The organism is Paraglaciecola sp. (genome assembly GCF_039943935.1).
GTDB lineage: Bacteria > Pseudomonadota > Gammaproteobacteria > Enterobacterales > Alteromonadaceae > Paraglaciecola.
On the sequence record NZ_JBDUZQ010000020.1, the window covers coordinates 271,695 to 295,597 of the forward strand.

Below are 23,903 nucleotides of genomic sequence, written 5' to 3' on the forward strand. Positions count from 1 at the left end.
GACATAGGATAAAGCTTTTGTTTGATATATGTGTGGTAGGCGGTGGAATGGTAGGTTCGGCCCTCGCTATTGGTTTAGGGAAGTTAGGCCTAAACGTTGCTTTGATTGAACCTCATATGCCCAAAGCTTTTAATGAGTCTCAGTTACCTGATATGCGTGTTTCGGCTATTAGTTTGACCTCTGGTAAGTTGATTACAGAGCTTGGGGCTTGGGATAATATTGAAGCGATGCGTTTGTGTCCTTACGCTAGGCTCTCTGTTTGGGATGATCCCAGATGTCGAACAGACTTTGAAAGTACTAGCTTAGGGCAGCCCTATTTAGGACATATTATTGAAAACCGTATTGTGCAATTAGGCTTGCAACAGACATTATCTGATTATTCCAATATTCATGTATTTGCTAATGAAGACGCGACTACAGTGCAGTTAGGCTCAAAATCTAAAATAACGCTGTCCTGTGGTAAAACCATAGAGGCAAAGTTAATTGTGGGTGCCGATGGCGCCCAGTCAAAGGTTAGAGAAGCGGCAAATATTGGTGTTCAGGGTTGGCAATACACGCAGCAAGCCTTGGGTATCAAGATAAAAACTAATGGACCCCAACAAGATATTACATGGCAACAGTTCACGCCAGACGGCCCCATGGCTTATCTACCTTTGTTTGATGGATATGGCTCACTAGTTTGGTATCAAAGTGTCGAGCAAATTACGTTATTAAAAGGCTTATCAAAAACCAAGTTAAAACAACAAATACAACAACATTTTCCCAGTGATTTAGTCGATTTTGAAGTTTTAGATGTTGCAAGCTTTGGTTTAACCCGTATGCATGCAAATCAATATTTTAAAGGGAATACCGTGCTTGTTGGAGATGCGGCACACACGATTAATCCTTTAGCTGGGCAAGGCGTGAATTTAGGTTTTAAAGATGTCTCAGTTCTTTTAGATATTATTGAAAAACAGCAAGCAGAGGCAGCATCAGACGTATGGCTTTTAAGCCCTGAAAGTTGGCTTAAAGAGTATGAAAAATGTCGTCGTAAAGACAACCTCGTTATGATGAGTGCCATGGATGTACTTTATGCCGCGTTTAGCAATAGTTATATGCCGTTTAAAGTGCTTCGGAACCTTGGATTAAAGTTAGCCAATGCGTCTGGGCCATTGAAAAATCAAGCGATGAAATATGCAATGGGTTTACGTTAAGTGCATCTCATTTTTATTGTAAATAAAGTGTATCAAGTAACAGGTTCAGTATGACTATACTCATTATTTTAGGTTGTTTGTTTATTGCCTTGTTGGTTGTCATTCCCCTAATTGAGCGTTCAGGATTCAGAATGAGCTCAGAACAAATGGGGCAGTGGGGGCGCTGGGTTTTACCTTTATTGGTAATTTTAGGGATTGTTCAACTAGTGATGTACTACGCGAATTAGAAAGTAAATATTTAAAAAGGCAAATTTAATGGCAGTTCATTGGTATCCAGGGCACATGCACAAAGCCCAGAAAGAAATAAAAGAGGTATTGCCTCAAGTTGATGTATTGATTGAAGTACTGGATGCTCGAATACCTTACTCTAGTGAAAACCCTATGATTGCGGAGCTCCGTGGTGATAAGCCTTGCATCAAAGTGTTAAGTAAAACAGATTTGGCTGACCCTAGTGTAACCGCAGACTGGCAAGTTCATTTAGAAAAAGAAAGGGCAGTGAAAACGTTCGCGTCTACTACCGATGAGCCAGCAAAGATGAAGCAAATTATCGAGCTATGCCGAAAAATGTTGCCAGAAAAAGATGCCAGCGTAAAAACGATTAATACTATGATAGTGGGCATTCCAAATGTAGGTAAATCTACTCTAATTAATATCTTGGCTGATAGAGTTATTGCTAAAACAGGTAATGAGGCAGCCGTTACAAAAAATCAGCAAAGAATTAATCTTGGAAATGGAATTACCTTATTTGATACTCCTGGTATCTTATGGCCCAAGCTAGAAAACCCTAATAGTGGGTATCGTTTAGCCTCTACTGGCGCGATTAAAGATACTGCAATGGAATATGATGATGTGGGGTTTTTCGCAGCAGATTACTTGATAAAAGCCTACCCAGAATTGCTTAAAGAGCGCTATAAGTTAGATGATATACCCGATACTGAAATTGAATTTCTTGAGCTTGCAGCTGCAAGTCGAGGAGCTTTACGAAAAGGTGCTCGGGTTAATTTTCATAAAATTTGTGAAGTGCTAATTAATGAACTACGTTCGGGACAAATTGGTCGAATTAGCCTTGAAACACCAAAAATGATTACGGCAGAAGTTCAACAAATGGCTGAGGTTGAAGCTAAGAAAGCGGCTGATAAAGAAAAGCGTAAAGAGCGTTTTAAAACAGGTTCGTTAACACCTGACAAGAAAGATCGTAAGGAAAAGCGAGAAATTGATAGGGCTGCTCAATCTGCACGAATGAAAAAGCAGAACCGTAGAAAGTAATAACATAAATTAACTAAATGTGACTTACAAGGAGTAGCCTGTGCAAGAGTGTAACTCCTGCGGTAAATGCTGCATTAAATATAGTGATGGTGATTTGTCTGCGTCAGATGAAGATCTAGAAATGTGGAATTTATTTCAGCCTGATATTGCTGAGTATGTAAAAAATGGCTTGATTTGGTTTTCACCGCAAACGGGTAAGCAACTTCACTTGTGTCCATTTCTTCGTAAAACTCAAAACCCTAAACAATCAAATAAAGTTATGTACACTTGTGATATTTACTATGACAGGCCTGAAGATTGCCGTTTTTATCCGGTCACCGTTAAGCAAATGATCAGTGATGAATGCGAAATGCTAGAGGCTAAAGACTTAGCCAATCCTAAGCAGGCGCAAAAAACGTTAGATAAATTACTAGAAGATAGTCGCCCTAGCTTCGATTAGAGCGACATGTATCCTGATTTTAGTCCCAAATTCCTTTTTCAGATTTACCTTGGATTTCGCAATCACCAGATTTATAGGTGATCTCTTCTCCATTTTCTCGCTTCCTAAAGTAATCTTTACTGATAGACACTATGGTTGGAGTCATCCATACAATGGCTGTAATATTGATTACTGTCATTAGACCCAGTGCCATATCTGCTGCGGCCCAAACCTCTGGTAATGCTGCCATTGAGCCCCAAAGTATCATCAATAAATAACCAGTAGTATAAACCGTTCGGCCAATTTTATTATCTAATTTGAACATATGTAGATTACTTTCACCATAGGCATAATTAGCGACAACTGACGTAAACGCAAATAGACTTATAGCCGCGGCAACAAAGTCTCCGCCACCGGCTCCTAGATGTGTGCTCATGGCATTTTGTGTTAAACGAATGCCTTCCATGCCTTCACCTGATGCGCCTCCGGCCAATAAGATCACAACGGCAGAACAGGTACATAAAATCATTGTATCGATAAATACCCCTAACATTTGTACATAACCTTGAGATACGGGGTGATCAGGATTAGGGCTGGCACTTGCTGCAGCGTGAGGCACACTACCAGAGCCTGCTTCGTTTGAATAAAGGCCTCTCTGCACTCCGTGCTTAAATGCAGCTCCTAATGCTCCTGCGCCAGCTTCTTGTAATCCAAAAGCTGACGATACAATGTCCCATAGCATTGCTGGCACTAAATCAAGGTTAAGAATAGTAATAACTAACGTCACAAATACGTAGGTCACGGCCATAAACGGCACGACCCACTCAGCAAACCTTGCTATGGCACGTAGGCCACCGATAACGATTAAACCCGCTAGTACAATAATGACCAATCCAGAGTATAGGGTGGGGATGTCGTATGCGTGGTTCAGTGCGTCGGTTATAGTGTTTGCTTGTACGGCGCTAAATATGAATCCATACCCTAAGAATAAAAATAATGAAAATATAACAGCTAGCCAGCGCTTATTTAGTCCTTGCTGTATATAATATGCAGGCCCACCACGAAATTCGCCATTAGCATCTTTTACTTTATATAACTGACCTAAAACACTCTCTGCAAATCCCGTTGCCATTCCTAGGATTGCTATGACCCACATCCAAAATATTGCCCCAGAGCCTCCTAGGGAAATAGCTACTGCGACACCCGCTAGATTACCAGTACCCACTCGGGCAGAAAGGCTAGTACATAATGCTTGAAAGGAGCTGATACCCGCTTTATCACTTTTATTACTGCCTTTCATTACAGAAAACATGTGACCGAAGTGTCGAATTTGAATAAAACCTAACTTGACTGAGAACCAGACCCCAGCTGCTAATAACATATAAATCAGGATCTGCCCGTTTCCCCAAAGGATGTTATTAATAAAAGCGACAATTTCGTTAATCAAGATAATACTCACAGGTTATTATAATTATATGAGAAGTCTGCCGCTTAATAGCATTTATGTCTAGGGTGAACTGAAGAAGCTATGAATAAAAAGCTCTTTACAAGTGAAGTCATTACCTTTGGGTTAAATAGATGTAAAGAGTTGTAAAATAGCATACAGAAAATAGAAACAAAAAAGCCTGCGTATAATACGCAGGCTTTTTAAATATGGCTGGGGTAGCAGGACTTGAACCTACGAATGGCGGGATCAAAACCCGCTGCCTTACCACTTGGCTATACCCCAAGAGAGTAAATGAATAAAAATTATACCATTTACTTAAAAAATGGCTGGGGTAGCAGGACTTGAACCTACGAATGGCGGGATCAAAACCCGCTGCCTTACCACTTGGCTATACCCCAACAATACTTTACAAATTGGTGCGGAAGGAGAGACTCGAACTCTCACGCCGTGAAGCACTGGAACCTAAATCCAGCGTGTCTACCAATTCCACCACTCCCGCATACTTTTATCCTAAACAAGGTAAAAGTGGTGGCTACAGCGGGACTCGAACCTGCGACCCCATCATTATGAGTGATGTGCTCTAACCAGCTGAGCTATGTAGCCACTTAATCACTCCGTCTCCGAAGTGGCGCGTATTATGCTGATCTAGCTTTTTGTCGTCAACAGTTTTATTGCAATAAAATGTCTGTTTGGCTAGATACTAAGCAACTAAGTGGTTTTAAGCGTATTTGTTGCTCAAAATCAGTGAAAAAAATCAAAATAATATTATTTAAAATGACTTTCGAAATAAGTAACACACTAAAAGTGAGGTAATCATACATAATTTTTTAGACATTTTTAAGAATTAGTAAAATGTAATGCTTAAAATATATGCAATAGCAACTTGGCTGAGTTTAGCCATATTTAATTTTTCTGCTGCAGCTAAGAATCTGGACACTCCTAAAAGCTACGACGCTTTTCTTAGCAATTATCAATACACACTGTCAGTGAAAACTATAGAGATAGAGTCACAAGGACTTACCTTGTCAATGTCATATAGTTATATACCCGCTAAAGGAGATAAACCTGTTGTAACACTGCTGCATGGGAAAAACTTTATTGCCAATTATTGGGCTAGCACTGCACATTATTTAAGTAAGCTAGGTTACGGGGTATTAATGCCAGATCAAATTGGGTTTGGTAAATCATCTAAGCCGAAAAATTATCAATATTCATTTCCTGGCCTAGCTCGCCACACTAAAACCCTACTTGACTCTCTCGATATCAAAAAGTCTATTATTTTAGGTCACTCTATGGGGGGCATGTTAGCTAGCCGTTTTGCTCTCATGTTCTCAGACACTGTTGAAAGTCTAATCTTGCTTAACCCTATAGGGTTAGAGAATTATCTTCGCTACGTTGAATATAAAGACACAAACTTTTTCTATCAAAATGAATTAAAAAAGACAGCTCAGAGCGTAAAGAGCTATCAGCAAAGGTTTTATTATGATGACCAGTGGAATGAGCAATATGAGTCATTAACTGATTTTATAGTAGGGCAAATCCATCATAATGATTACAAAGATGTTGCTTGGGTAAATGCCAAGACATATGACATGATTTTTACTCAGCCTGTGGTAACTGAGTTTGGTGATTTTAGCATGCACGTTAGCTTAATTATGGGCACAAGAGACAGAACTGGCCCGGGCCGAAATTGGAAGAAACAAGGTATCAAATATCAACTAGGTCGCTACGACAAGTTGGGTAAAACGGTTATGGAAGTTATTCCAAATGGAACGTTATATGAAATGGAGGGGGTAGGGCATTTACCTCATATTGAGGATTTTGAAAGGTTTATTAAAGTATTGAATAAAGCGCTTAAAGAGACTTAGTCGCTATTTATATAATTAAATTTTAGCCAAAACCCATATTGGGTTTTGGCTAAATATTACTTAAACGTTAAATCTAAAGTGGATAACATCACCATCTTTAACTATGTATTCTTTACCTTCTAAACGCCATTTTCCAGCGTCTTTCGCTCCTTGCTCGCCATTAAACTCTACAAAGTGCTCATAGCCTATGATTTCTGCTCGGATAAACCCTTTTTCGAAATCAGTATGAATAACACCTGCAGTTTGAGGTGCAGTAGAACCCTCTTTATACGTCCAAGCTCGCACTTCTTGGACCCCAGCGGTAAAGTAGGTGTTTAGTGCTAAGAGTTCGTAACCACTGCGAATTACGCGATTTAAGCCTGGCTCTTCTAAACCCATATCAGCCATAAATTCCGCTTTCTCTTCTTCGTCTAGCTCGCCAATTTCGGCTTCAATTTCAGCACATACAGCCACTACCACTGCACCTTCAGCAGAAGCAATTTCACGTACTTTATCTAGATAAGGGTTATTTTCAAAACCATCGTCATTAACATTGGCAATGTACATAGTAGGTTTTAGTGTGAGGTAGTTCATATAGCTAATGAGCTTTAGTTCATCTTTATCTAGATCTAAAGAGCGTAATAACTCGCCCTCATCTAAGTGAGGTTTGATTTTTTCTAGTACTTTGAGCTCAGCTTTGGCATCTGCATCACCACCTTTAGCACGCTTAGCAACGCGATGTAGCGCTTTTTCTGTAGTATCTAAGTCTGATAAGGCGAGCTCTGTGTTGATGATTTCGATATCGTCTTGAGGGCTTACTTTTCCTGCCACATGAACGATATTTTCGTTATCAAAACAACGCACCACATGCCCTATAGCGTCAGTTTCACGAATATTGGCTAAGAACTTATTACCTAGGCCTTCCCCTTTAGATGCACCTTCTACTAACCCTGCTATATCAACAAATTCCATTGTTGTGGGGATTGTACGTTTGGGGTTAACAATAGCCGCTAGTTTATCTAAACGTAAATCAGGAACTGGAACGACTCCAGTATTTGGTTCAATTGTACAAAATGGGAAGTTAGCGGCTTCGATGCCAGCCTTAGTTAAGGCGTTAAAAAGTGTAGACTTGCCAACGTTTGGTAAACCGACTATGCCGCATTTAAAACCCATTTTGATTTCCTCGTAAAGTGTATGATTTAGCTGGGATGGTCTACCAACTAATTAAAATTTGTTTGTGTATAACGATTATTGGTAACGCTATTCTGCTTTGAAAGAGTGCAGACGATTCATGGCCTTTTTTAAGTCATCTTTTATTAATATGTCTAGACAACGTGTAGCTTCGTCAATAGCATCTTCAATTTGCTGTTGTTCTTTCTGTGGTGCTTTTCCTAATACGTGACCTGTAACTCGGCTTTTGTCACCTGGATGGCCTATACCAATACGCAACCGTAAAAAATCTTTCTGATTTCCCATTTTACTGACGATATCACGGATCCCGTTTTGACTTGAACTACCACCAGTTTTAAATTTAACGACACCCGGCGGCATATCTAACTCATCAAATGCTACTAGTATTTCTGAGAGTGGAACACGATAAAACTTAGCCATAGCTGCAACAGCTTGACCGCTTTTGTTCATATAAGTAGTGGGAATGAGAAGACGGATATCCTGTCCACCGATCGAGATTCGACCTGTGTAACCATAAAACTTGTTTTCAAGCTTTAGGGGGCAATTATAAATTTTTGCTAGAGATTCTACGAACCATGATCCAGCATTATGACGAGTATGCTGATATTCAGGGCCTGGATTACCCAGGCCCACAATTAGGCGAATAGGCGCTAATTGTTTATCAGTCAAATCTAGTTATTCCGCAGGTGCTTCTTCTTCAGCTGAATCATCTTCAACTTTAGGACCTTTAGCAATTTTAACTGTAACAACAGCTAAATCATGATCTTCACCTTTGTTAAGTTCTACTGAAGAAACGCCTTCAGGGAAAACTAAATCACTAATGTGAAGAGTTTGACCTAGTTCTATGTTTTGTAAATCTACTTCAATAAACTCAGGTAAATTAGCTGGTAAACAAGTGATTTCTACGTCAGCCATGTGCGTTTCTGCGTGACCGCCTTGAACTTTAACTGCTTCTGCAGTTGCTTCATTAATGAAATGAAGCGGTACATTAGTATGTAGTTCTTTGTTTGCATCAACACGTAAAAAGTCAAGGTGCATAACAAGAGGCTTGAAAGCGTGACGTTGCATATCTTTAACTAATACTTCTACTTTCTCGTCACCGATGTTTAAGGTAAGAACATGAGAGTAAAACGCTTCAAATGCTTGAGCTTGAAATACTTTGTTATGAGTAAGTGTTAAAGAAACGGCTTCTTTATCCGCTCCGTATAAGACTGCAGGTACTTTACCAGCGTGACGTAGGCGGCGGCTCGCACCTTTCCCTAGATCAGTACGGATTTCTGCGTCTAGTGTAAAAATTCCATCAGACATTGTGATAACTCCAAAATAAGTAAATGTGTGTAGATTTTTGCGACCAAAATCTACGTTTATGTAACAAATTTAAAACTTTAATCAGTTAAAAAATTACTACCCCCTAAAAATAGGGCGGCGAATGTTACCACTAGGGGAGAACTCAGACAAGAAATTAAAACAACTATCAATAGATTGAATTGATTTAGTCCGGAATAGGGCATTTTCTCAAACTTACGTTGTTAAAAAGCAAAAAGCCGCAGAATAACTGTGGCTTTGGATTGTCTGTAATACCTACTAAAATGTTAGTACTCAAACATCGCAGAGATTGACTCCTCATTACTAACGCGGCGGATAGCTTCTGCTAACATGTTTGATAAAGTAAGTTGTTTTACTTTGGGTATAGCTTTAATTTCGTCACATAAAGGAATACTGTCAGTGATGATAATTTCATCGATAACAGAATCTCTGAGGTTTTGCGCAGCATTACCTGAGAAAATAGCGTGTGTTGCATAAGCATAAACGTTTTTTGCACCATGGGCCTTTAATGCTTCCGCAGCTTTTGCTAACGTCCCGCCGGTATCAATCATGTCGTCAACGATAATACAGTCTCTGTCTTGAACATCACCAATAATGTGCATTACTTGAGCAACGTTTGCTTTAGGGCGACGTTTATCAATAATGGCTAAATCTGTGTCATTCATTAATTTGGCAAGTGCTCGGGCTCGAACTACGCCACCGATGTCTGGAGACACAACAACTGGATTGTGAAAATCTCGTTGGCGCATGTCGTCTAATAAAATGGGTGTTCCAAAGGCATTGTCTACCGGAACATCAAAGAAGCCTTGTATCTGCTCTGCGTGTAAATCAATAGTTAACACTCGGTCAACGCCTACATTAGATAAAAAATCAGCGACTACCTTTGCAGTAATTGGCACCCGGGCAGAGCGAACTCGTCTATCTTGACGGGCATAACCAAAATAAGGAATTACAGCTGTGATACGTCCAGCAGATGCACGGCGAAACGCGTCAATCATAACAATCAGTTCCATTAGATTGTCATTAGTAGGAGCACAAGTTGACTGAACGATAAATACATCAGAACCTCGCACATTTTCATGTACTTCGACGCTTATTTCTCCGTCGCTAAAACGTCCAACACTCATATGTCCTAGCTTAGTATATAATCTGTCAGCAACTTTTTGAGCTAATTCAGGTACTGCATTTCCAGAGAAAATCTTCATATCCGGCACGATAAAACCCTCGGTGCGTATTAATAGGTTAGTTACCTATTAATATTAAAATTGGCTGGGGTAGCAGGACTTGAACCTACGAATGGCGGGATCAAAACCCGCTGCCTTACCACTTGGCTATACCCCAATTAAACGATTAAATTTTGTGCTTGGATTTGGTTATGTAAAGGGGATGAATCCACCCCATTTGCAACGAAACTTGTCATATTATTTGGCAACAAAGCTTGAACATCTAATGCTTCCTTTCTTTGTTCAAACATGGCAAATACACATGCTCCAGTACCGGTCATCCTCGACGGCGCGTATTCTAACAACCACTTTAATACCATTGCAACATCCGCATGCCTTTCACAAACCAATTTTTCGCAATCATTTTTTGTGTTTGAAAATTGATATTCTGAAAAATCTATTTTGGGTGTGTTCCTGGGTAATTTTGGATCTTTGAATATTTCAGCCGTTGAAATGTGGCAATTAGGAAATACAACTAAATAACAAGTGCTTGGAAGTGATGTATAGGTCAGTTTTTCTCCAACACCCTCTGCAAATGCACTATTACCATGAACAAATATAGGAACGTCTGCACCAAGAGATAAGCCTAGCTCTGCAATCGCATCATTTGGCAGTCCACATTTCCAAAGGTGATTTAAAATCAATAAAGTAGTGGCAGCGTTAGATGAGCCACCTCCAATTCCTCCCCCCATGGGCAGTTTTTTCTTTAAATGTATAGTGCACCCTAGTTTGTTTGAATTTGGGTTGTGTGCTTTTTGACGTAATAATTTTGCAGCTTTAATTATCAAGTTATCTTCTTCTGGAACGCCCATAATTGGGTCGGCCAAAGTAATCAAACCGGACTCATTTATTTCAAAGGCTAACTCATCTCCGTAATCTAATAATTGAAATAAGCTTTGTAATTGATGATAACCATTCTCGTATTGACCATTAATATGTAAGAACAAGTTTAATTTAGCTGGGCTTGACCACCAAGTTAGATTGCTTGGTTTTAGTTTAGTGACCATGTGTTGACCTTAATTAGCAGTTGGCTGCTATTTGAATGATTGTTTAAGATGATTCTATGGGGTAGCCAAATATCCTGTATTTTTTGGTAATCGCTATAGTCAATTGTCCAATTTTCACAATAACTACATTCTGGAGTAAGTTGCGTTACCAGACCTTGTTCACTAACAACAGTTTGGTCGTTTGCATTGTATTGGCCTTTTACCCAAAATTGTAAATTCTCGACCGGAAGCTCCCACCCTGTAATGCGTGATATTAATCTACTTGCCTTATTATCTTTGTATGTATCATTTTCAGTAATGAGCGTAGAAAAATGCTTATCACCATACATTTTTAGAATTGATGTACCTATAATTGTGGTCAAATTCAATTGGTATTCGCTACTATCTTGCTGCCAATGCAGGTTTGCACTCTGTTTCTTTTTATTGCTTTTAAATCCAATTTTACCTTTTATCGACCAACTTTGCTGTTCTGCTAACTTCAATTGGTGGGTTTCTATCTTCAATTTTTCCTCGGGAATTTGCCTAGTGGCACAACTCGATATAATCAAGATAAACACGATAGTAATACTGTATTTGAAAATAGATTGGGGTGAATTTAATAAAATTTGCACAATTTAAGTTGGGTTTGATTAGCGTATACGATAACTAATAGGAACATACAAAGTACACACCTTTCAATACATTTACCTTTTGCGTACAATGCCGCCCTAATTTAATTGAATTTATCTTGTAGTTTATCTGAACACTTAATGACCCTTATTGCTTTTGGTATCAATCACAAAACAGCACCCATTGAATTGCGGGAGAAAATTGCGTTTTCTCCCGACGCTATTGTGCAGGCTTTAACTTCATTGGGAGTGCGAAGTGGGACGGCTGAATCGGTTATAGTCTCTACTTGTAATCGCACCGAAATATATGCACAAGTTGAAGATCCTAATAAGTCTCTTATCTCAACATGGTTAGCTGAATTCCATGCTGTGAGTGAATTAGATGTAGATAATAATAGTTATTTTTATATAGACCAAGATGCTGCGGTACATATTATGCGTGTAGCTTGTGGCCTCGACTCTTTAATGCTGGGTGAGCCGCAAATTTTGGGACAGATTAAACAGGCTGTTACTCACTCTAAAAATATTGGCGTTATAAAAAGCAGTTTTGATCGGCTTTTCCAATATACTTTTTCCGTTGCAAAAAAAGTGCGGAGTGAAACAGAAATTGGTGCTAATGCAATCTCTGTAGCCTATGCATCGGTGCAATTGGCAAAGCATATTTTTTCTTCTTTAGAAAATAGTCGGGTATTGCTAATCGGGGCAGGTGAAACTATAGAGTTAGTCGCTAAACATCTAAGCGAACAAAACGTAAAATCCTTGACTGTGGCGAATCGTACTATAGCCAGAGCACAAGCCGTAGCTGAACCTCTAGGGGCTTCTGTTTTAACGTTGGCACAAATTCCGCAGCATTTGAAAGAAGCCGATATTGTATTTAGCTCAACTGCCAGTCAGTTGCCTATCCTAGGCAAAGGCTTGGTACAACGAGCGCTAAAAGAACGTAGGCATAAACCTATGTTTTTGGTGGATTTAGCTGTACCAAGAGATGTAGAGTCTGAAGTCTCATCACTGGATGATGCATATTTATATACAGTTGACGATTTGCAGCAAATTGTAGAACAAAATCTAGCGAATAGGCAGGATGCAGCAGAGCTGGCTCACCAAATGGTAGAAGAACAAGCACTGCAGTTTATGCGTTGGCAACAAAGCCAAACTTCTATTGATGTATTAAAGAGTTTTAGACAGCAAAGTGAGTTACAGAAAAAGACTCTAGTTGATAAGGCTTTAAATCAGTTAGCGGATGGTAAAAATTCTGAGGATGTTGTCCTAGAGCTAGCAAACAAATTAACGAACAGTCTTATTCATGCCCCTACTAAAGCAATCCAGAAAGCGGCAAGCGAACAGGACTTAGAACAACTTTCTCTCTTAAAAGACGCTTTGGCGTTAAATAAGCTGGAATAATTAGCGGTAGAAAATTCCCGCTCACAGGAAAATAATGAAAGAATCGGTACAACGAAAATTAGAATCTCTAATCGAACGCTTTGAAGAAGTTCAAGCTTTACTTGGTGAAGCAGAGGTCATTGCAGATCAAGACAGATATCGTGGTTTAACAAAAGAATATTCACAACTAGAAGGTGTAGTTAAGTGTTTTCGTGACTATCAGCAGGCACAACAAGATTTTGAATCTGCACAAGAAATGATGCAAGAAGACGACGCTGAAATGCGAGAGATGGCTCAAGAAGAGTACAAGACTGCAAAACAGGATATAGAAGAATACACTCAAGCGTTACAAATATTGTTGCTACCAAAAGATCCAAACGATGATAGTAATTGTTTTGTGGAAATTCGTGCAGGGGCGGGGGGAGATGAAGCTGCCATTTTTGCTGGAGACTTATTTCGTATGTATAGTCGTTATGCTGAAAAACAAGGTTGGAAAGTTGAACTTGTTACAACTAATGAAGGTGAACATGGTGGTTATAAAGAAGTCATTGCTAATATTTTAGGTGATGGCGCATACGGAATTATGAAGTTTGAGTCAGGTGGTCATCGAGTGCAACGGGTACCCGAGACCGAATCCCAAGGCAGAATTCATACCTCTGCCTGTACAGTGGTAGTAATGCCAGTTGTGCCTGAATCAGAAGCAATTGAAATTAATAAAGCGGACCTAAAAATAGATACTTTCAGAGCATCTGGTGCAGGTGGTCAGCATGTTAACAAAACGGATTCAGCTATACGTATTACCCACAATCCTACAGGTCTTGTTGTTGAGTGTCAGGATCAGCGCTCTCAACATAAAAATAGAGCACAGGCTATGGCGATACTGCAGTCTCGTTTGAATCAGTTAGAAGATGAAAAGCGTATGGCTGAAGAAACTTCTACTCGCCGCAACTTGGTTGCAAGTGGTGACCGTTCTGAGCGTATTCGTACCTATAACTTCCCACAAGGTCGTGTTACTGACCACAGAATAAACCTTACTTTGTATCGTTTAGACGATGTTATTGCTGGTGAACTTGGCGCAATTTTAGAACCTATAAGACAAGAGCATCAAGCTGACTTACTAGCCTCACTTTCAGACGAATAAGTGTTGAGTTTACTAGATTTGTTAGAGCCTAATTCGACTATTGAGCAGGCCCTGAAATGGGCACATGATAGGTTTGCTAAAAACCAAATTAGTGATGACGGTATATACGACTCTGCAGCCATTGATAGCAAAGCTTTGCTTTGCGGTTGTCTACATTGCGAACAAGTTTATTTACATACATGGCCTGATAAACAATTAACTAAAAAGCAGCTTGATACTTTTGAAAGTATGGTTGAAAAGCGGATTTTAGGGCATCCTGTTGCATATATTATAGGTTATCGGGATTTTTGGTCATTACGTTTAGCTGTGTCTGAGGCGACACTTATTCCTCGTCCCGAAACAGAACTTCTTGTAGAGCTAGCTTTAGGATTATCTTTACATAGTAGCTCACGAGTGCTCGATTTAGGTACAGGCACTGGCGCAATAGCATTGTCATTAGCCACCGAAAATAAGCATTGGTCTATCATTGGTTTAGACAAAAATTCAGAAGCGGTGAGTTTGGCAAGGCAGAACGCCAAGAATAATCAACTATCAGATATTGAATTTATTCAAAGTGACTGGTTTTCATCTATCGAAGAGCAAAGATTTGACTTAATCATCAGTAACCCTCCTTATATTGAAATTAATAATCACCATTTAACCCAAGGAGACGTTCGTTTTGAACCGTCGACAGCTTTGACGTCTGGTGAAGATGGCTTAGACGATATTCGCTATATTATAGGTAATAGTGAGGGGTTTTTAATGAGTGGAGGTTGGTTGCTAATAGAGCATGGAAATCGACAAGGTGAAGTTATAGCTGAGTTGTTTAAAGCAAATGGATTTTCCCAAATACGAACAGAGTGTGATTTAAATAACCACCCAAGAGTTACCATGGGCCAATTAATTTAACTTTGTGAAAAGTTGGTTAAATGTAACAATTTGTAGAGCAGGCATTGTTTATTAGTCTTTAGTTTACTATTGTATTTAAGCATCTGTTTTTAAGAGTAAATATAATGTCAGACGAAATTTTTTTCGCGGAAGACGACGAAGAAGAAGTGCAGTTTCACGGATCATGGAAAGTTTTAATCGTAGATGACGAACCTGAAATCCATGCGGTAACTAAACTTGCCCTTGGTGATTTTGTTTTTCAAGATAAGAAAATAGAGTTTCTTAGTGCATATAGTGGGGCTGAAGCAAAACAAGCGTTTATAGATAATCATGATATAGCGGCAGTTTTACTTGATGTTGTGATGGAAACTGATGACGCAGGTTTGCTTGTAGCTGACTTCATTAGAAATGAATTAAGTAATCATTTTACTCGTATTATTTTGCGTACGGGTCAGCCAGGTCAAGCACCTGAGCGAGACGTTATTGTTAACTATGATATTAACGATTATAAATCAAAAACAGAGCTCACGGCTCAAAAATTATTCTCTGTGTTAATTTCTGCATTACGTTCTTATCGCGACATATCTGCAATCGAAGAAAATAGAAAAGGCCTTGAAAAAATTATTGCTGCATCTGCAGACATTTTTAGTTTGCAATCTTTTGAATGCTTTATTGAAGGTATTGTGCAGCAGTTGGCCTCTATATTAGGTGGCACTGAAGATGCCGCGTATTTGACGTCAGCCGTAATGGGGGCAACACCTCTTAATCAATATAACTCTAATGAACTATTTGTTTTTACAGGAAAGGGTGAATATGAAAATAAAGCAGGTAAAAAACTAGAGCAGGTTCTTAGTGGGCCACAATTAAAATCATGTATGCTAGCCTATACTAATAAATCACTTATCTACGAGGACGAATACTTAGTTGCTTATTGCGACAGTAAATCTAAAAAGGGATCATTATTATACTTGTCTGGCTTACCTAAGAAATTAAACGAAAATGATAAAAAGCTAGTTGAAATCTTTGCTCGGAATGTGCAAATTGCTTTTGATAATGTACTTTTGACAAAGGAGCTTGAAGATACACAAAGAGAGATTATTGAGCGACTTGGCCAAGCTATGGAACAGCAGAATGAGCATGGTCGGCATATTTTGAGAATGGTAAAAATTTCTCAATTACTGGCAAAAGAGTTAGGACTATCTCAACAAGAAGTTGACACATTGGGTTTATCTGTACCATTGCATGATATAGGTAAAATAAAGATCCCTGATGCAGTTATCTTCAAGAAGGAACAGTTAAGTACTGACGACATTCAACTGATTAGAAGGCATGCAGACTTCGGCTACAATTTACTGAAAGACTCAAAGCGTCCACTAATAAAAGCAGCAGCTATCATTGCGCGGGATCACCACGAGTTTTGGGATGGAAGGGGATATCCTAGAGGTAAATCTGGTGAAAGCATTCATATCTATTGCCGTATAACAGCTTTAGTTGATGCTTATGATGTTATGAGGCATAAGCATAGCTATAAGAATGCTTGGACTACTGAGCAATCTATGGAAGTAGTTTTACAACAAAAAGGGAAGCAATTCGATCCTCACTTAGTAGATATTTTTCAAGAAAACATTAGAAAAATAGAAGAAATTATTACTTCCTACCCTGATTTCGAATAACCTACTCCAACATAATTAAAACTATTGACTGTGTTTGATTTAACACAGTCATTCAATACCTAAAAAGGTTCCACTATGTACGAAATAGTTAAACTTACCCATATGTCAGCTGTTGTATTGAGCGTCTTAATGTTTTTATCACGTTTTATTTTAACTGTAATTAAATCAGATAAATTACAGCTGAAATGGTTGAAAATTCTGCCTCACATTGTATACACAGTGTTGTTAGTGGCTGCGATTGCATTATGCATTTTGATCCAACAGTATCCGGTTGTTGATGGATGGGTAACGGAAAAATTAGTGGCGTTTTTCATGTACGCATTTATGGTTGTATTGGCGTTAAAGCCTGAACAGACTGCTATAATGCGGGGTGTTGGATTTGTAGGGGCATTGAGTTGGATTGCTTATGCAGGATTTATTGCTGTCACCAAACAACCACTACTTTTTTAGTTTTGTGCGATTAAAACGGCCGATAAAATGAACATTTATGTGATTTTACAAATTTAATTGTATTTTAGGTAAAGGTGCCCACTAAAAAACCGATAAATAAGAGAGAGGGTTATTTAGGGGGTTCTGTGAAAGAGTTAAAGCAAGCTATTATTGATAAAGATTGTTTACTTGCTGCGTTAAATGTTGCTGTTGCATTTCAAAAAGACAGTGGGTGTTTACAGCAATACTTACAACAAATGGATAATTGGAAAACGCAAGCTTCGGTATATATAAATTCAACAGAATTAACTGAACATAGCTTCAGACGGTTTATTGAGTTTTTCTTTGTTCAACTCGCATTTAGTGGAAGCGACAAATATTACTTTTCAAGTCAGTATAGTCTTCTAACCCAAGTATTAGAATACCGTACTGGCATGCCCGTTAGTTTGGCAATTATATTTCAATCTCTCGGTAATTCACTAGGTTTTGATATACATGGCGTTAATTTTCCTGGACATTTCTTGGTAAAATGTAAGTTCAATAATGCGCCCGCAGTATTTGTTGATCCTTTAAATGGTAAACAACTAAGTAGAGGTAACTTAGAGAAACTTTATTTTTCAATTTTGAATGAATTCGAAGATGAAGGTATGCCTGAAGAAGCTTTGAATGAGGCCTGTTGTGAGGAAACGCTTGTTAGATTGTTACACAATTTAAAGTGTGCATATATTTCTGAAAAAAAATACACCGAAGCATTAGGTGTCGTAGATACTTTGGTACAACTGTGTCCAAATGACCCTTATGAAAGACGGGACAGAGGCTTTTTATTACACCAACTAGATTGCACTCAAGTGGCAATTGCCGATTATCAGTTCTTCATCAGTCAGTGTCCAAAAGATCCTGCTACGCAATTATTGCAAGCACAATTGCAACATTTAAATGAGCAGACACCAGCCGTTTTCCATTAGTTAGATTGTGAAAATTATGTTCTGTATTCGGCATTTATACGCACATAGTCGTAACTAAAGTCGCAACTCCATATGGTAGCCTTCTCATGGCCTCTATTTAATTTTACGGTTATGTCTATTTCTGAATGCTCCATTAATTTTTGGCCTGCGCTTTCTGTATAGGTGTTGGCGCGGCCCCCATGCTCTGCGACCAACACTTCGCCAAAATAAAGCTGGATCGTATTTACATCGAGGTCTTCTAAGGACTTGCAGTCCCTTGATGCATAACCTATTGCTGCCAACACTCGACCTAAATTAGGGTCAGAAGCAAACATGGCAGTTTTTACTAATGGGCTTTTAGCAATAGCGTAACCAATTGCTTTGGCTTCTTCGTTAGTGTTGGCCTCTTCTACATTTACAGTAATAAATTTTGTTGCACCTTCTCCGTCGCGAACAATCGCTTTAGCTAGATATTGTGCACTTTTAAGGAGCTCTTCAAATATGACTTTGTAAGCAGGGTCTTTCTCGCTGGTAATTTCTGTATTCCCAGCTTTTCCAGTGGCAATAATAATAAAGGAATCATTTGTAGAAGTATCACCATCTATAGAAATGCAGTTAAAGGACAAATCTGAAATGTGTTTGGTTATCTTATCTAGTAGCGGTTGAGATATTGCTGCATCAGTAGCGATAAACCCGAGCATAGTAGCCATATTAGGGTGGATCATTCCAGCCCCTTTCGAGATACCTGTTATTTGAATCGTTTTGCTGTTTAATACACATGATGTTGCATATGCTTTTGGAGCAACGTCAGTGGTCATAATGGCCCAAGCCGCCGGTTTCCATGCATCTTCAGTTAATCTAGCAACCGCTGGGTGCAGCCCTGCCAATAGTTTATCCATTGGTAGGTGCTCTAAAATGACACCCGTAGAAAAAGGTAAAATGGCGTTGACTGGAACATTTAACAGAGTTGCTAATTGTTCACAGGTTGTTAGAGCGTCTTGCATGCCTTGTTCACCGGTACCTGCATTCGCATTACCTGTATTAATGACGAGGGCTTTTATTTGTCGTGATTCAATTAAGTGTTTTTTACAAACATGTACAGGAGCAGCACAAAACCTATTTTGTGTGAATACGCCAGAAACCTTGCTTCCGTCTGCAACTTCTATCACTAAAAGATCTTTCCGATTAGTTTGTTTTATATTGGCTTCTGCCCAACCTAATCGCACTCCTTGTACGGGGGGTAAAATTTGCTTTTCTATAGAAGGTAAGTTTACTGGCATCACTCTTGGACCGGCTGAAAATAGTTGCGGGGCATGTTACTTTGCTATTAATAAATATGCAAAATTAGCGAATATTTATGGTTTGGTTAAAGATAGGCATTATTAAAAGAAAGTAGCTTATATTCATTGATGAATTTTGTAGTGTAGATCCAGTTAAAGATTACCTTAATGCCTGATATATGCCTCTAGTAAGTTGCTGCAACTGCTCTGGTGTAATGATGTAAGGTGGCATAATGTAAACTAGCTTACCAAAAGGTCGTATCCAAACTCCTTGCTTTACAAAGATCTTTTGTAGCTGTGCTACATCAATAGGTGCTTTGCATTCAACCACACCAATTGCCCCTAATACCCTTACGTCAGCCACTGAATCTAGCTCTAAGCAGGCTACTAATTCTGAATTTAGCTGTTTTTCTATTGCGGCTACTTGCTGTTGCCAGTGTCCTTGTTGAATCAAGCTTAAGCTTGCATTGGCCACCGAGCAGGCTAATGCATTTCCCATAAATGTTGGCCCATGCATAAATACGCCAGGCTCACCTTGACAAACTCCTTGGGCGATGTCTTCTGAGCACAAGGTTGCAGCAAGGCTTATATAGCCTCCTGTTAAGGCTTTTCCCAAACACATTATATCTGGGCTGATATCAGCATGTTCACAGGCAAATAGCTTGCCGGTACGGCCAAAACCAGTGGCTATTTCGTCGCAAATTAACAGAATGCTGTAGTCGTCACAGAGTTGTCTACAGCGTTTTAGGTATTCTGGGTGATAAATTCGCATCCCCCCAGCATTTTGAACAATAGGCTCTATGATTAGGCCTGCTAACTCATTGTGGTGTTTAGAGATTAAGTCCTCCAACGGCTTTACATCATCTTCGTTCCATTGTTTATCAAAACGAGTTTGTGGAGCGGGGGCAAAAACTTGCTGGGTTAATGTGCCCGTAAATATATTGTGCATACCATTAATCGGGTCGCACACAGACATAGCGGCAAATGTGTCTCCATGGTATCCATTACGAGGTGTGATAAAGCGTTTTTTGCGATCATTACCTTGACATGCCCAGTATTGTAAAGCCATTTTCATTGCAACTTCTACAGAAACGGAGCCAGAGTCGGCCAAAAATACTCTATCTAACCCTTCAGGAGTTAAATCAATTAAGGTTCGACATAAATCAATGGCCGGTTTATGCGTCAACCCTCCAAACATAACATGTGAAAAATCATCTACCTGTGCTTTTAAAGCGTCATTGAGAGCAGGATGATTGTACCCATGAATAGCCGTCCACCATGATGATACTCCATCCACTAACTTCTCTCCTGATGAAAGATGAATATATACCCCATCAGCTTTGGTAACTTGATAGCAGGGTAAAGGATTAATCGCCGATGTGTAAGGATGCCAAATATGTTGTTGATCAAAGTGTAAATCTTGGTTGTTCAAAATACGGTCGCTTGTAAAGTTTTTGTTGTTAGTTGGGTTGACAATATTGTCGTGGTACATAGACTAAGCGCCTTACCAAAAAGTGTAAAGTCGAATAATTCAAAGGTTAGCTATGTCATTCCTCGTTAATACTGCATCAAATCAAAATTCTAAGCCCACTACACAATTGCGACATGATTGGAGTATAGATGAAGTGAATGAATTATTTACTTTACCTTTTAATGATTTAATGTTCCAAGCTCAAATGGTCCATAGGCAACATTTTGATCCAAATCAAGTACAAGTGAGTACCTTGCTATCCATAAAAACTGGCGCTTGCCCAGAAGATTGTAAATATTGCCCCCAAAGTGCCCGATATGACACTGGATTAGAAAAAGAGCGTCTAATGGAAGTGGAAAAGGTTATCCAGAGAGCGCAAGAGGCTAAAGCTGCAGGGTCAACCCGTTTTTGTATGGGGGCTGCTTGGCGCAATCCCCGAGATAAAGATATGCCATACGTTACCGAAATGGTAAAAGAAGTGAAAAAATTAGGGTTAGAAACCTGTATGACCCTGGGTATGTTAAGCCGTGCACAAGCGTTATCATTAAAGCAAGCAGGTCTTGACTATTACAACCATAATTTAGATACCTCTCCTGAATTTTATGGTGATATTATTACAACTCGTACTTATCAAGACCGATTAAACACGCTCGACAATGTCCGTGATGCAGGCATGAATGTGTGCTCTGGCGGCATAGTTGGTATGGGAGAGACGTCCTCTGATCGTTCGGGCCTTTTAGTGCAACTTGCCAATTTAGAGCATCATCCAGAAAGCGTGCCTATTAATATGTTGGTCAAAGTTGAGGGCACACCTATGGAGAGTGTAGAGGATTTAGATTATTTTGAGTTCATTCGTACTATAGCTATAGCCAGAATAATGATGCCTAAGTCTTACGTACGATTATCAGCTGGTCGAGAGGCCATGAATGAACAAATGCAGGCAATGTGTTTTATGGCAGGGGCAAATTCAATTTTTTATGGGTGTAAATTGTTAACGACCTCTAATCCAGAAACTCACGAAGACGTAATGTTGTTTAGAAAGCTAGGAATTAATTCTAAACAAACCAGAGAGTATTCTGATGAGGCCCATGAAGCAGCTTTAATAGAAGAGATTGAAGATAAAACCTTAAATGAGATTTTTTATGATGCATCTACCAAAAAAGCTGATAAAGCTAGCGTTTAATGGCATTTGAATTTATCTCAGAGGCGTTACAAAAGCGCAGTAGTGAAGGCTTAATACGTTCAAGAAAAACGATAGACTCTTCTTCTGGCACCTTGATTGAAATTGAAGGCAAGCATTTTATTAATTTTTCTAGTAATGATTATCTAGCTATGCGCCGCTCTGGTGCTGTGATGCAAGGTTGGATTGACGGTGTGAGTGAATTTGGTGGAGGCTCTGGAGCATCGCCACTTGTTACAGGTTATACCAATGCCCATCAAGCACTTGAAGAATACCTAGCGGAAAAATTAAACAGAGACAGAGTGTTGCTGTTTAATTCAGGGTTTTCTGCAAATCATGCTATTTGTCAGGCGTTATATGGCCATGTTACAGCTAAAACTAAAGATCTTATTATTGCAGATAAATTGATGCATGCGTCGTTTATCGATGGTGCACAAAATGTGAACGCAAATTTAAAGCGCTACCGACATAATGACTTAGCTCATCTTGAAGCATTATTATCCTATGCTAAAACACCTAATACCTTAGTGACTACAGAAAGTATATTTAGTATGGATGGAGACCAAGCACCCATAGTTGAAATTTTACCCATACTCAATACTAAAGACTGCTGGCTTATGGTTGACGATGCCCATGGTTTCGGCACCTTAGGAAAAACTGGATTAGGGGTAGTAGAAGAATATCGCTTATCTCAAAAACAGTTACCCATATTAATGGCTACTTTTGGTAAAGCTATAGGAACCGCAGGAGCATTTGTTGCAGGCAGCCATGAGTTTATTGAATACCTTATTAATTTTGCGAAACATTACATCTACAGTACTGCGATGCCCGCTGCACAAGCTTACGCTACCTATATGAGTTTACAGGCAATTCAAAAAAATGAACGCCGTGAAACCTTGCATGCTCGAATTGACCTTTTTAAAGAATTAGCCAATAAAGCTGGGCTGTTACTAATGCCTTCAAATTCAGCCATTCAACCTATATTGATTGGTGATTCAGAAAAAGCCATGGTTGCTAGTCAAAGACTACAAGAGCTTGGTATTTGGGTTACTGCTATACGATACCCCACGGTGCCCAAGCACACTGCTAGACTAAGGATTACATTAACGGCTGGACATCTTGAAAAAGATATTCATGCTCTTGTAGATGCCCTGCAGCTTAGCTTGCTTACCGAGTCATGTTAGTGGACTCGGCGGCTTTACAAAAATCTCGTATTGCAAAACAGTTTAGCCGCGCTGCGAATATGTATAACGCAGCTGCTGATGTGCAGTTAGATATTGCATTTGATGCAGTGGAGTTAGTTCCAAAAAAATGCGCGTTAAGTTTAGATATTGGATGTGGTACCGGACGTGTGACTAAGCAGCTTGCGACTAAAACTAAGCAAGTTATTGGCATGGATTTGGCTTTTGGGATGGTAAACTACGCTAAGCAACAATTTATTGATTCTAAGTTAATAGATTGGATACAAGGTGATGCTGAGAATATTCCGTTAGCCCAGGGGTCTGTAGATATGGTTTTTTCTAGTATGGCTCTGCAATGGTGTACAGATCTAAATACAGTGATGTCAGAACTACAAAGGGTTTTGAGGCCAGGTGGTCATGGTGTGCTAGCCATAATGTGCGAAGGGTCATTTGAAGAGTTAAACAGAAGCTGGCAACAAGTTGATGAATATCACCATGTAAATACATTTGAAACAGCAAAAAGCTGGCATAAAGCCGCCTCAGAGCAGGGATTGAGAACCACATCAAAGATTAAGTCTTATGTTACTTGGCACAATAATATTCGAGATTTGTTGGCATCTATTAAATCTATTGGAGCTAATGTAGTGTTGCCTAATCCTTCAATAGTAAAGGTCAAGAGTAGTACTAAGAAATCGAATTATAAACCTTTAAGTCGCAGTACTTTACAAAACCTAGAAACAGCATATCGAAAAAATTATGAAGAAACCTTGCAACTTCCTCTGACTTATCAGGTCTGTTTCATACAAATTACAAAACCTTTATAGGATCAAT

General features: G+C 39.2%; 23 protein-coding genes and 5 tRNA genes. 14 read left to right on the plus strand and 14 right to left on the minus strand.

The genetic code is table 11. The features are described from left to right. Nucleotides 1-17 precede the first annotated feature (17 nt). From ABJD71_RS11700 to ABJD71_RS11715, 4 genes are read left to right on the plus strand one after another with little or no spacing between them, the layout of a single operon-like run. Nucleotides 18-1,193 carry an FAD-dependent monooxygenase gene (locus ABJD71_RS11700; RefSeq protein WP_348169200.1) on the plus strand — a complete coding sequence of 392 codons (1,176 nt, stop codon included), beginning with the start codon at nt 18-20 and terminating at the stop codon, nt 1,191-1,193. Between the two features lie 50 nt (nt 1,194-1,243). Further along, a complete protein-coding gene (locus ABJD71_RS11705) occupies nt 1,244-1,420 on the plus strand; it encodes a hypothetical protein (protein WP_166638760.1) in 177 nt (58 codons plus the stop codon). A 28-nt stretch (nt 1,421-1,448) separates the two neighbouring features. After that, nucleotides 1,449-2,459: a ribosome biogenesis GTPase YlqF gene (gene ylqF, locus ABJD71_RS11710; protein WP_348169203.1), complete on the plus strand. Its 1,011-nt coding sequence runs from the start codon at nt 1,449-1,451 to the stop codon at nt 2,457-2,459. Nucleotides 2,460-2,499: 40 nt separating this feature from the next. Continuing rightward, a complete protein-coding gene (locus ABJD71_RS11715; RefSeq protein ID WP_348112376.1) occupies nt 2,500-2,898 on the plus strand; it encodes a YkgJ family cysteine cluster protein in 399 nt (132 codons plus the stop codon). Nucleotides 2,899-2,917: 19 nt separating this feature from the next. Here ABJD71_RS11715 and ABJD71_RS11720 read toward each other — a convergent pair whose 3' ends face one another. The 5 genes from ABJD71_RS11720 to ABJD71_RS11740 all read right to left on the minus strand — a co-directional run bounded on the left by ABJD71_RS11720 (nt 2,918) and on the right by ABJD71_RS11740 (nt 4,927). Beyond that, nucleotides 2,918-4,324 (minus strand): alanine/glycine:cation symporter family protein, encoded by a 1,407-nt coding sequence (locus tag ABJD71_RS11720; RefSeq protein WP_348112377.1) that lies wholly within the window; start codon nt 4,322-4,324, stop codon nt 2,918-2,920. A 207-nt stretch (nt 4,325-4,531) separates the two neighbouring features. Beyond that, a tRNA-Gln gene (locus tag ABJD71_RS11725) sits at nt 4,532-4,606 on the minus strand. Between the two features lie 41 nt (nt 4,607-4,647). Continuing rightward, nucleotides 4,648-4,722 (minus strand) — tRNA-Gln (locus ABJD71_RS11730). Nucleotides 4,723-4,738: 16 nt separating this feature from the next. Beyond that, a tRNA-Leu gene (locus tag ABJD71_RS11735) sits at nt 4,739-4,823 on the minus strand. A gap of 27 nt (nt 4,824-4,850) precedes the next feature. After that, nucleotides 4,851-4,927, minus strand: a tRNA-Met gene (locus ABJD71_RS11740). A 254-nt stretch (nt 4,928-5,181) separates the two neighbouring features. On the opposite strand from ABJD71_RS11740, the gene ABJD71_RS11745 reads away from it, so the two are divergent. After that, the gene (locus tag ABJD71_RS11745) at nt 5,182-6,192 is read left to right on the plus strand and encodes an alpha/beta hydrolase (protein WP_348169206.1); all 1,011 of its coding nucleotides are present in this window, start codon (nt 5,182-5,184) and stop codon (nt 6,190-6,192) included. Between the two features lie 60 nt (nt 6,193-6,252). On the opposite strand, the gene ychF is transcribed toward ABJD71_RS11745, so the two are convergent. From ychF to lolB, 7 genes are all read right to left on the minus strand, one after another. Next, a complete protein-coding gene (gene ychF / locus ABJD71_RS11750; protein ID WP_348169209.1) occupies nt 6,253-7,344 on the minus strand; it encodes a redox-regulated ATPase YchF in 1,092 nt (363 codons plus the stop codon). Between the two features lie 87 nt (nt 7,345-7,431). Next, nucleotides 7,432-8,031 (minus strand): aminoacyl-tRNA hydrolase, encoded by a 600-nt coding sequence (gene pth / locus ABJD71_RS11755; protein ID WP_348169212.1) that lies wholly within the window; start codon nt 8,029-8,031, stop codon nt 7,432-7,434. A gap of 6 nt (nt 8,032-8,037) precedes the next feature. Next, the gene (locus ABJD71_RS11760) at nt 8,038-8,670 is read right to left on the minus strand and encodes a 50S ribosomal protein L25/general stress protein Ctc (protein ID WP_348169215.1); all 633 of its coding nucleotides are present in this window, start codon (nt 8,668-8,670) and stop codon (nt 8,038-8,040) included. A 284-nt stretch (nt 8,671-8,954) separates the two neighbouring features. After that, the gene (locus tag ABJD71_RS11765; protein WP_348169218.1) at nt 8,955-9,902 is read right to left on the minus strand and encodes a ribose-phosphate pyrophosphokinase; all 948 of its coding nucleotides are present in this window, start codon (nt 9,900-9,902) and stop codon (nt 8,955-8,957) included. A gap of 52 nt (nt 9,903-9,954) precedes the next feature. Next, a tRNA-Gln gene (locus tag ABJD71_RS11770) sits at nt 9,955-10,029 on the minus strand. A gap of 1 nt (nt 10,030) precedes the next feature. Then, nucleotides 10,031-10,918 (minus strand): 4-(cytidine 5'-diphospho)-2-C-methyl-D-erythritol kinase, encoded by an 888-nt coding sequence (gene ispE / locus ABJD71_RS11775; RefSeq protein WP_348169221.1) that lies wholly within the window; start codon nt 10,916-10,918, stop codon nt 10,031-10,033. Further along, nucleotides 10,903-11,421 carry a lipoprotein insertase outer membrane protein LolB gene (gene lolB, locus ABJD71_RS11780; RefSeq protein WP_348169224.1) on the minus strand — a complete coding sequence of 173 codons (519 nt, stop codon included), beginning with the start codon at nt 11,419-11,421 and terminating at the stop codon, nt 10,903-10,905. Before lolB ends, ispE begins: the two co-directional genes overlap by 16 nt. Before the next feature lie 246 nt (nt 11,422-11,667). Between lolB and hemA the strand changes: the two genes are divergently transcribed. The 6 genes from hemA (at nt 11,668) to ABJD71_RS11810 (ending at nt 17,981) form a co-directional block, all read left to right on the plus strand. Next, nucleotides 11,668-12,927: a glutamyl-tRNA reductase gene (gene hemA / locus ABJD71_RS11785; RefSeq protein ID WP_348169227.1), complete on the plus strand. Its 1,260-nt coding sequence runs from the start codon at nt 11,668-11,670 to the stop codon at nt 12,925-12,927. Between the two features lie 34 nt (nt 12,928-12,961). Next, entirely contained in the window at nt 12,962-14,047 is a 1,086-nt protein-coding gene (gene prfA / locus ABJD71_RS11790; protein ID WP_348169230.1) for a peptide chain release factor 1, read from the plus strand. A gap of 3 nt (nt 14,048-14,050) precedes the next feature. Continuing rightward, entirely contained in the window at nt 14,051-14,935 is an 885-nt protein-coding gene (prmC, locus tag ABJD71_RS11795) for a peptide chain release factor N(5)-glutamine methyltransferase (protein ID WP_348169234.1), read from the plus strand. Between the two features lie 104 nt (nt 14,936-15,039). Then, nucleotides 15,040-16,587 (plus strand): DUF3369 domain-containing protein, encoded by a 1,548-nt coding sequence (locus ABJD71_RS11800; protein ID WP_348169237.1) that lies wholly within the window; start codon nt 15,040-15,042, stop codon nt 16,585-16,587. Nucleotides 16,588-16,662: 75 nt separating this feature from the next. After that, entirely contained in the window at nt 16,663-17,037 is a 375-nt protein-coding gene (locus ABJD71_RS11805) for a SirB2 family protein (RefSeq protein WP_348169239.1), read from the plus strand. Between the two features lie 125 nt (nt 17,038-17,162). After that, nucleotides 17,163-17,981: a tetratricopeptide repeat protein gene (locus tag ABJD71_RS11810; protein WP_348169242.1), complete on the plus strand. Its 819-nt coding sequence runs from the start codon at nt 17,163-17,165 to the stop codon at nt 17,979-17,981. 14 nt (nt 17,982-17,995) lie between these two features. Here the strand turns inward: ABJD71_RS11810 and argJ are convergent, their stop codons facing one another. Continuing rightward, entirely contained in the window at nt 17,996-19,240 is a 1,245-nt protein-coding gene (argJ, locus tag ABJD71_RS11815; protein ID WP_348169385.1) for a bifunctional glutamate N-acetyltransferase/amino-acid acetyltransferase ArgJ, read from the minus strand. A 160-nt stretch (nt 19,241-19,400) separates the two neighbouring features. Continuing rightward, nucleotides 19,401-20,732 (minus strand): adenosylmethionine--8-amino-7-oxononanoate transaminase, encoded by a 1,332-nt coding sequence (gene bioA / locus ABJD71_RS11820; RefSeq protein WP_348169245.1) that lies wholly within the window; start codon nt 20,730-20,732, stop codon nt 19,401-19,403. A gap of 52 nt (nt 20,733-20,784) precedes the next feature. On the opposite strand from bioA, the gene bioB reads away from it, so the two are divergent. Genes bioB through ABJD71_RS11835 form a run of 3 tightly spaced genes read left to right on the plus strand, consistent with a single transcriptional unit; the run spans nt 20,785 to nt 23,896 of the window. Next, nucleotides 20,785-21,894, plus strand: coding sequence for a biotin synthase BioB (gene bioB / locus ABJD71_RS11825; protein ID WP_348169248.1), 1,110 nt, complete (start codon nt 20,785-20,787; stop codon nt 21,892-21,894). Then, nucleotides 21,894-23,075, plus strand: coding sequence for an 8-amino-7-oxononanoate synthase (locus ABJD71_RS11830; protein WP_348169251.1), 1,182 nt, complete (start codon nt 21,894-21,896; stop codon nt 23,073-23,075). The genes bioB and ABJD71_RS11830 overlap by 1 nt, the downstream gene beginning before the upstream one ends. Continuing rightward, entirely contained in the window at nt 23,069-23,896 is an 828-nt protein-coding gene (locus ABJD71_RS11835) for a methyltransferase domain-containing protein (RefSeq protein WP_348169254.1), read from the plus strand. Before ABJD71_RS11830 ends, ABJD71_RS11835 begins: the two co-directional genes overlap by 7 nt. Nucleotides 23,897-23,903: the final 7 nt, after the last annotated feature.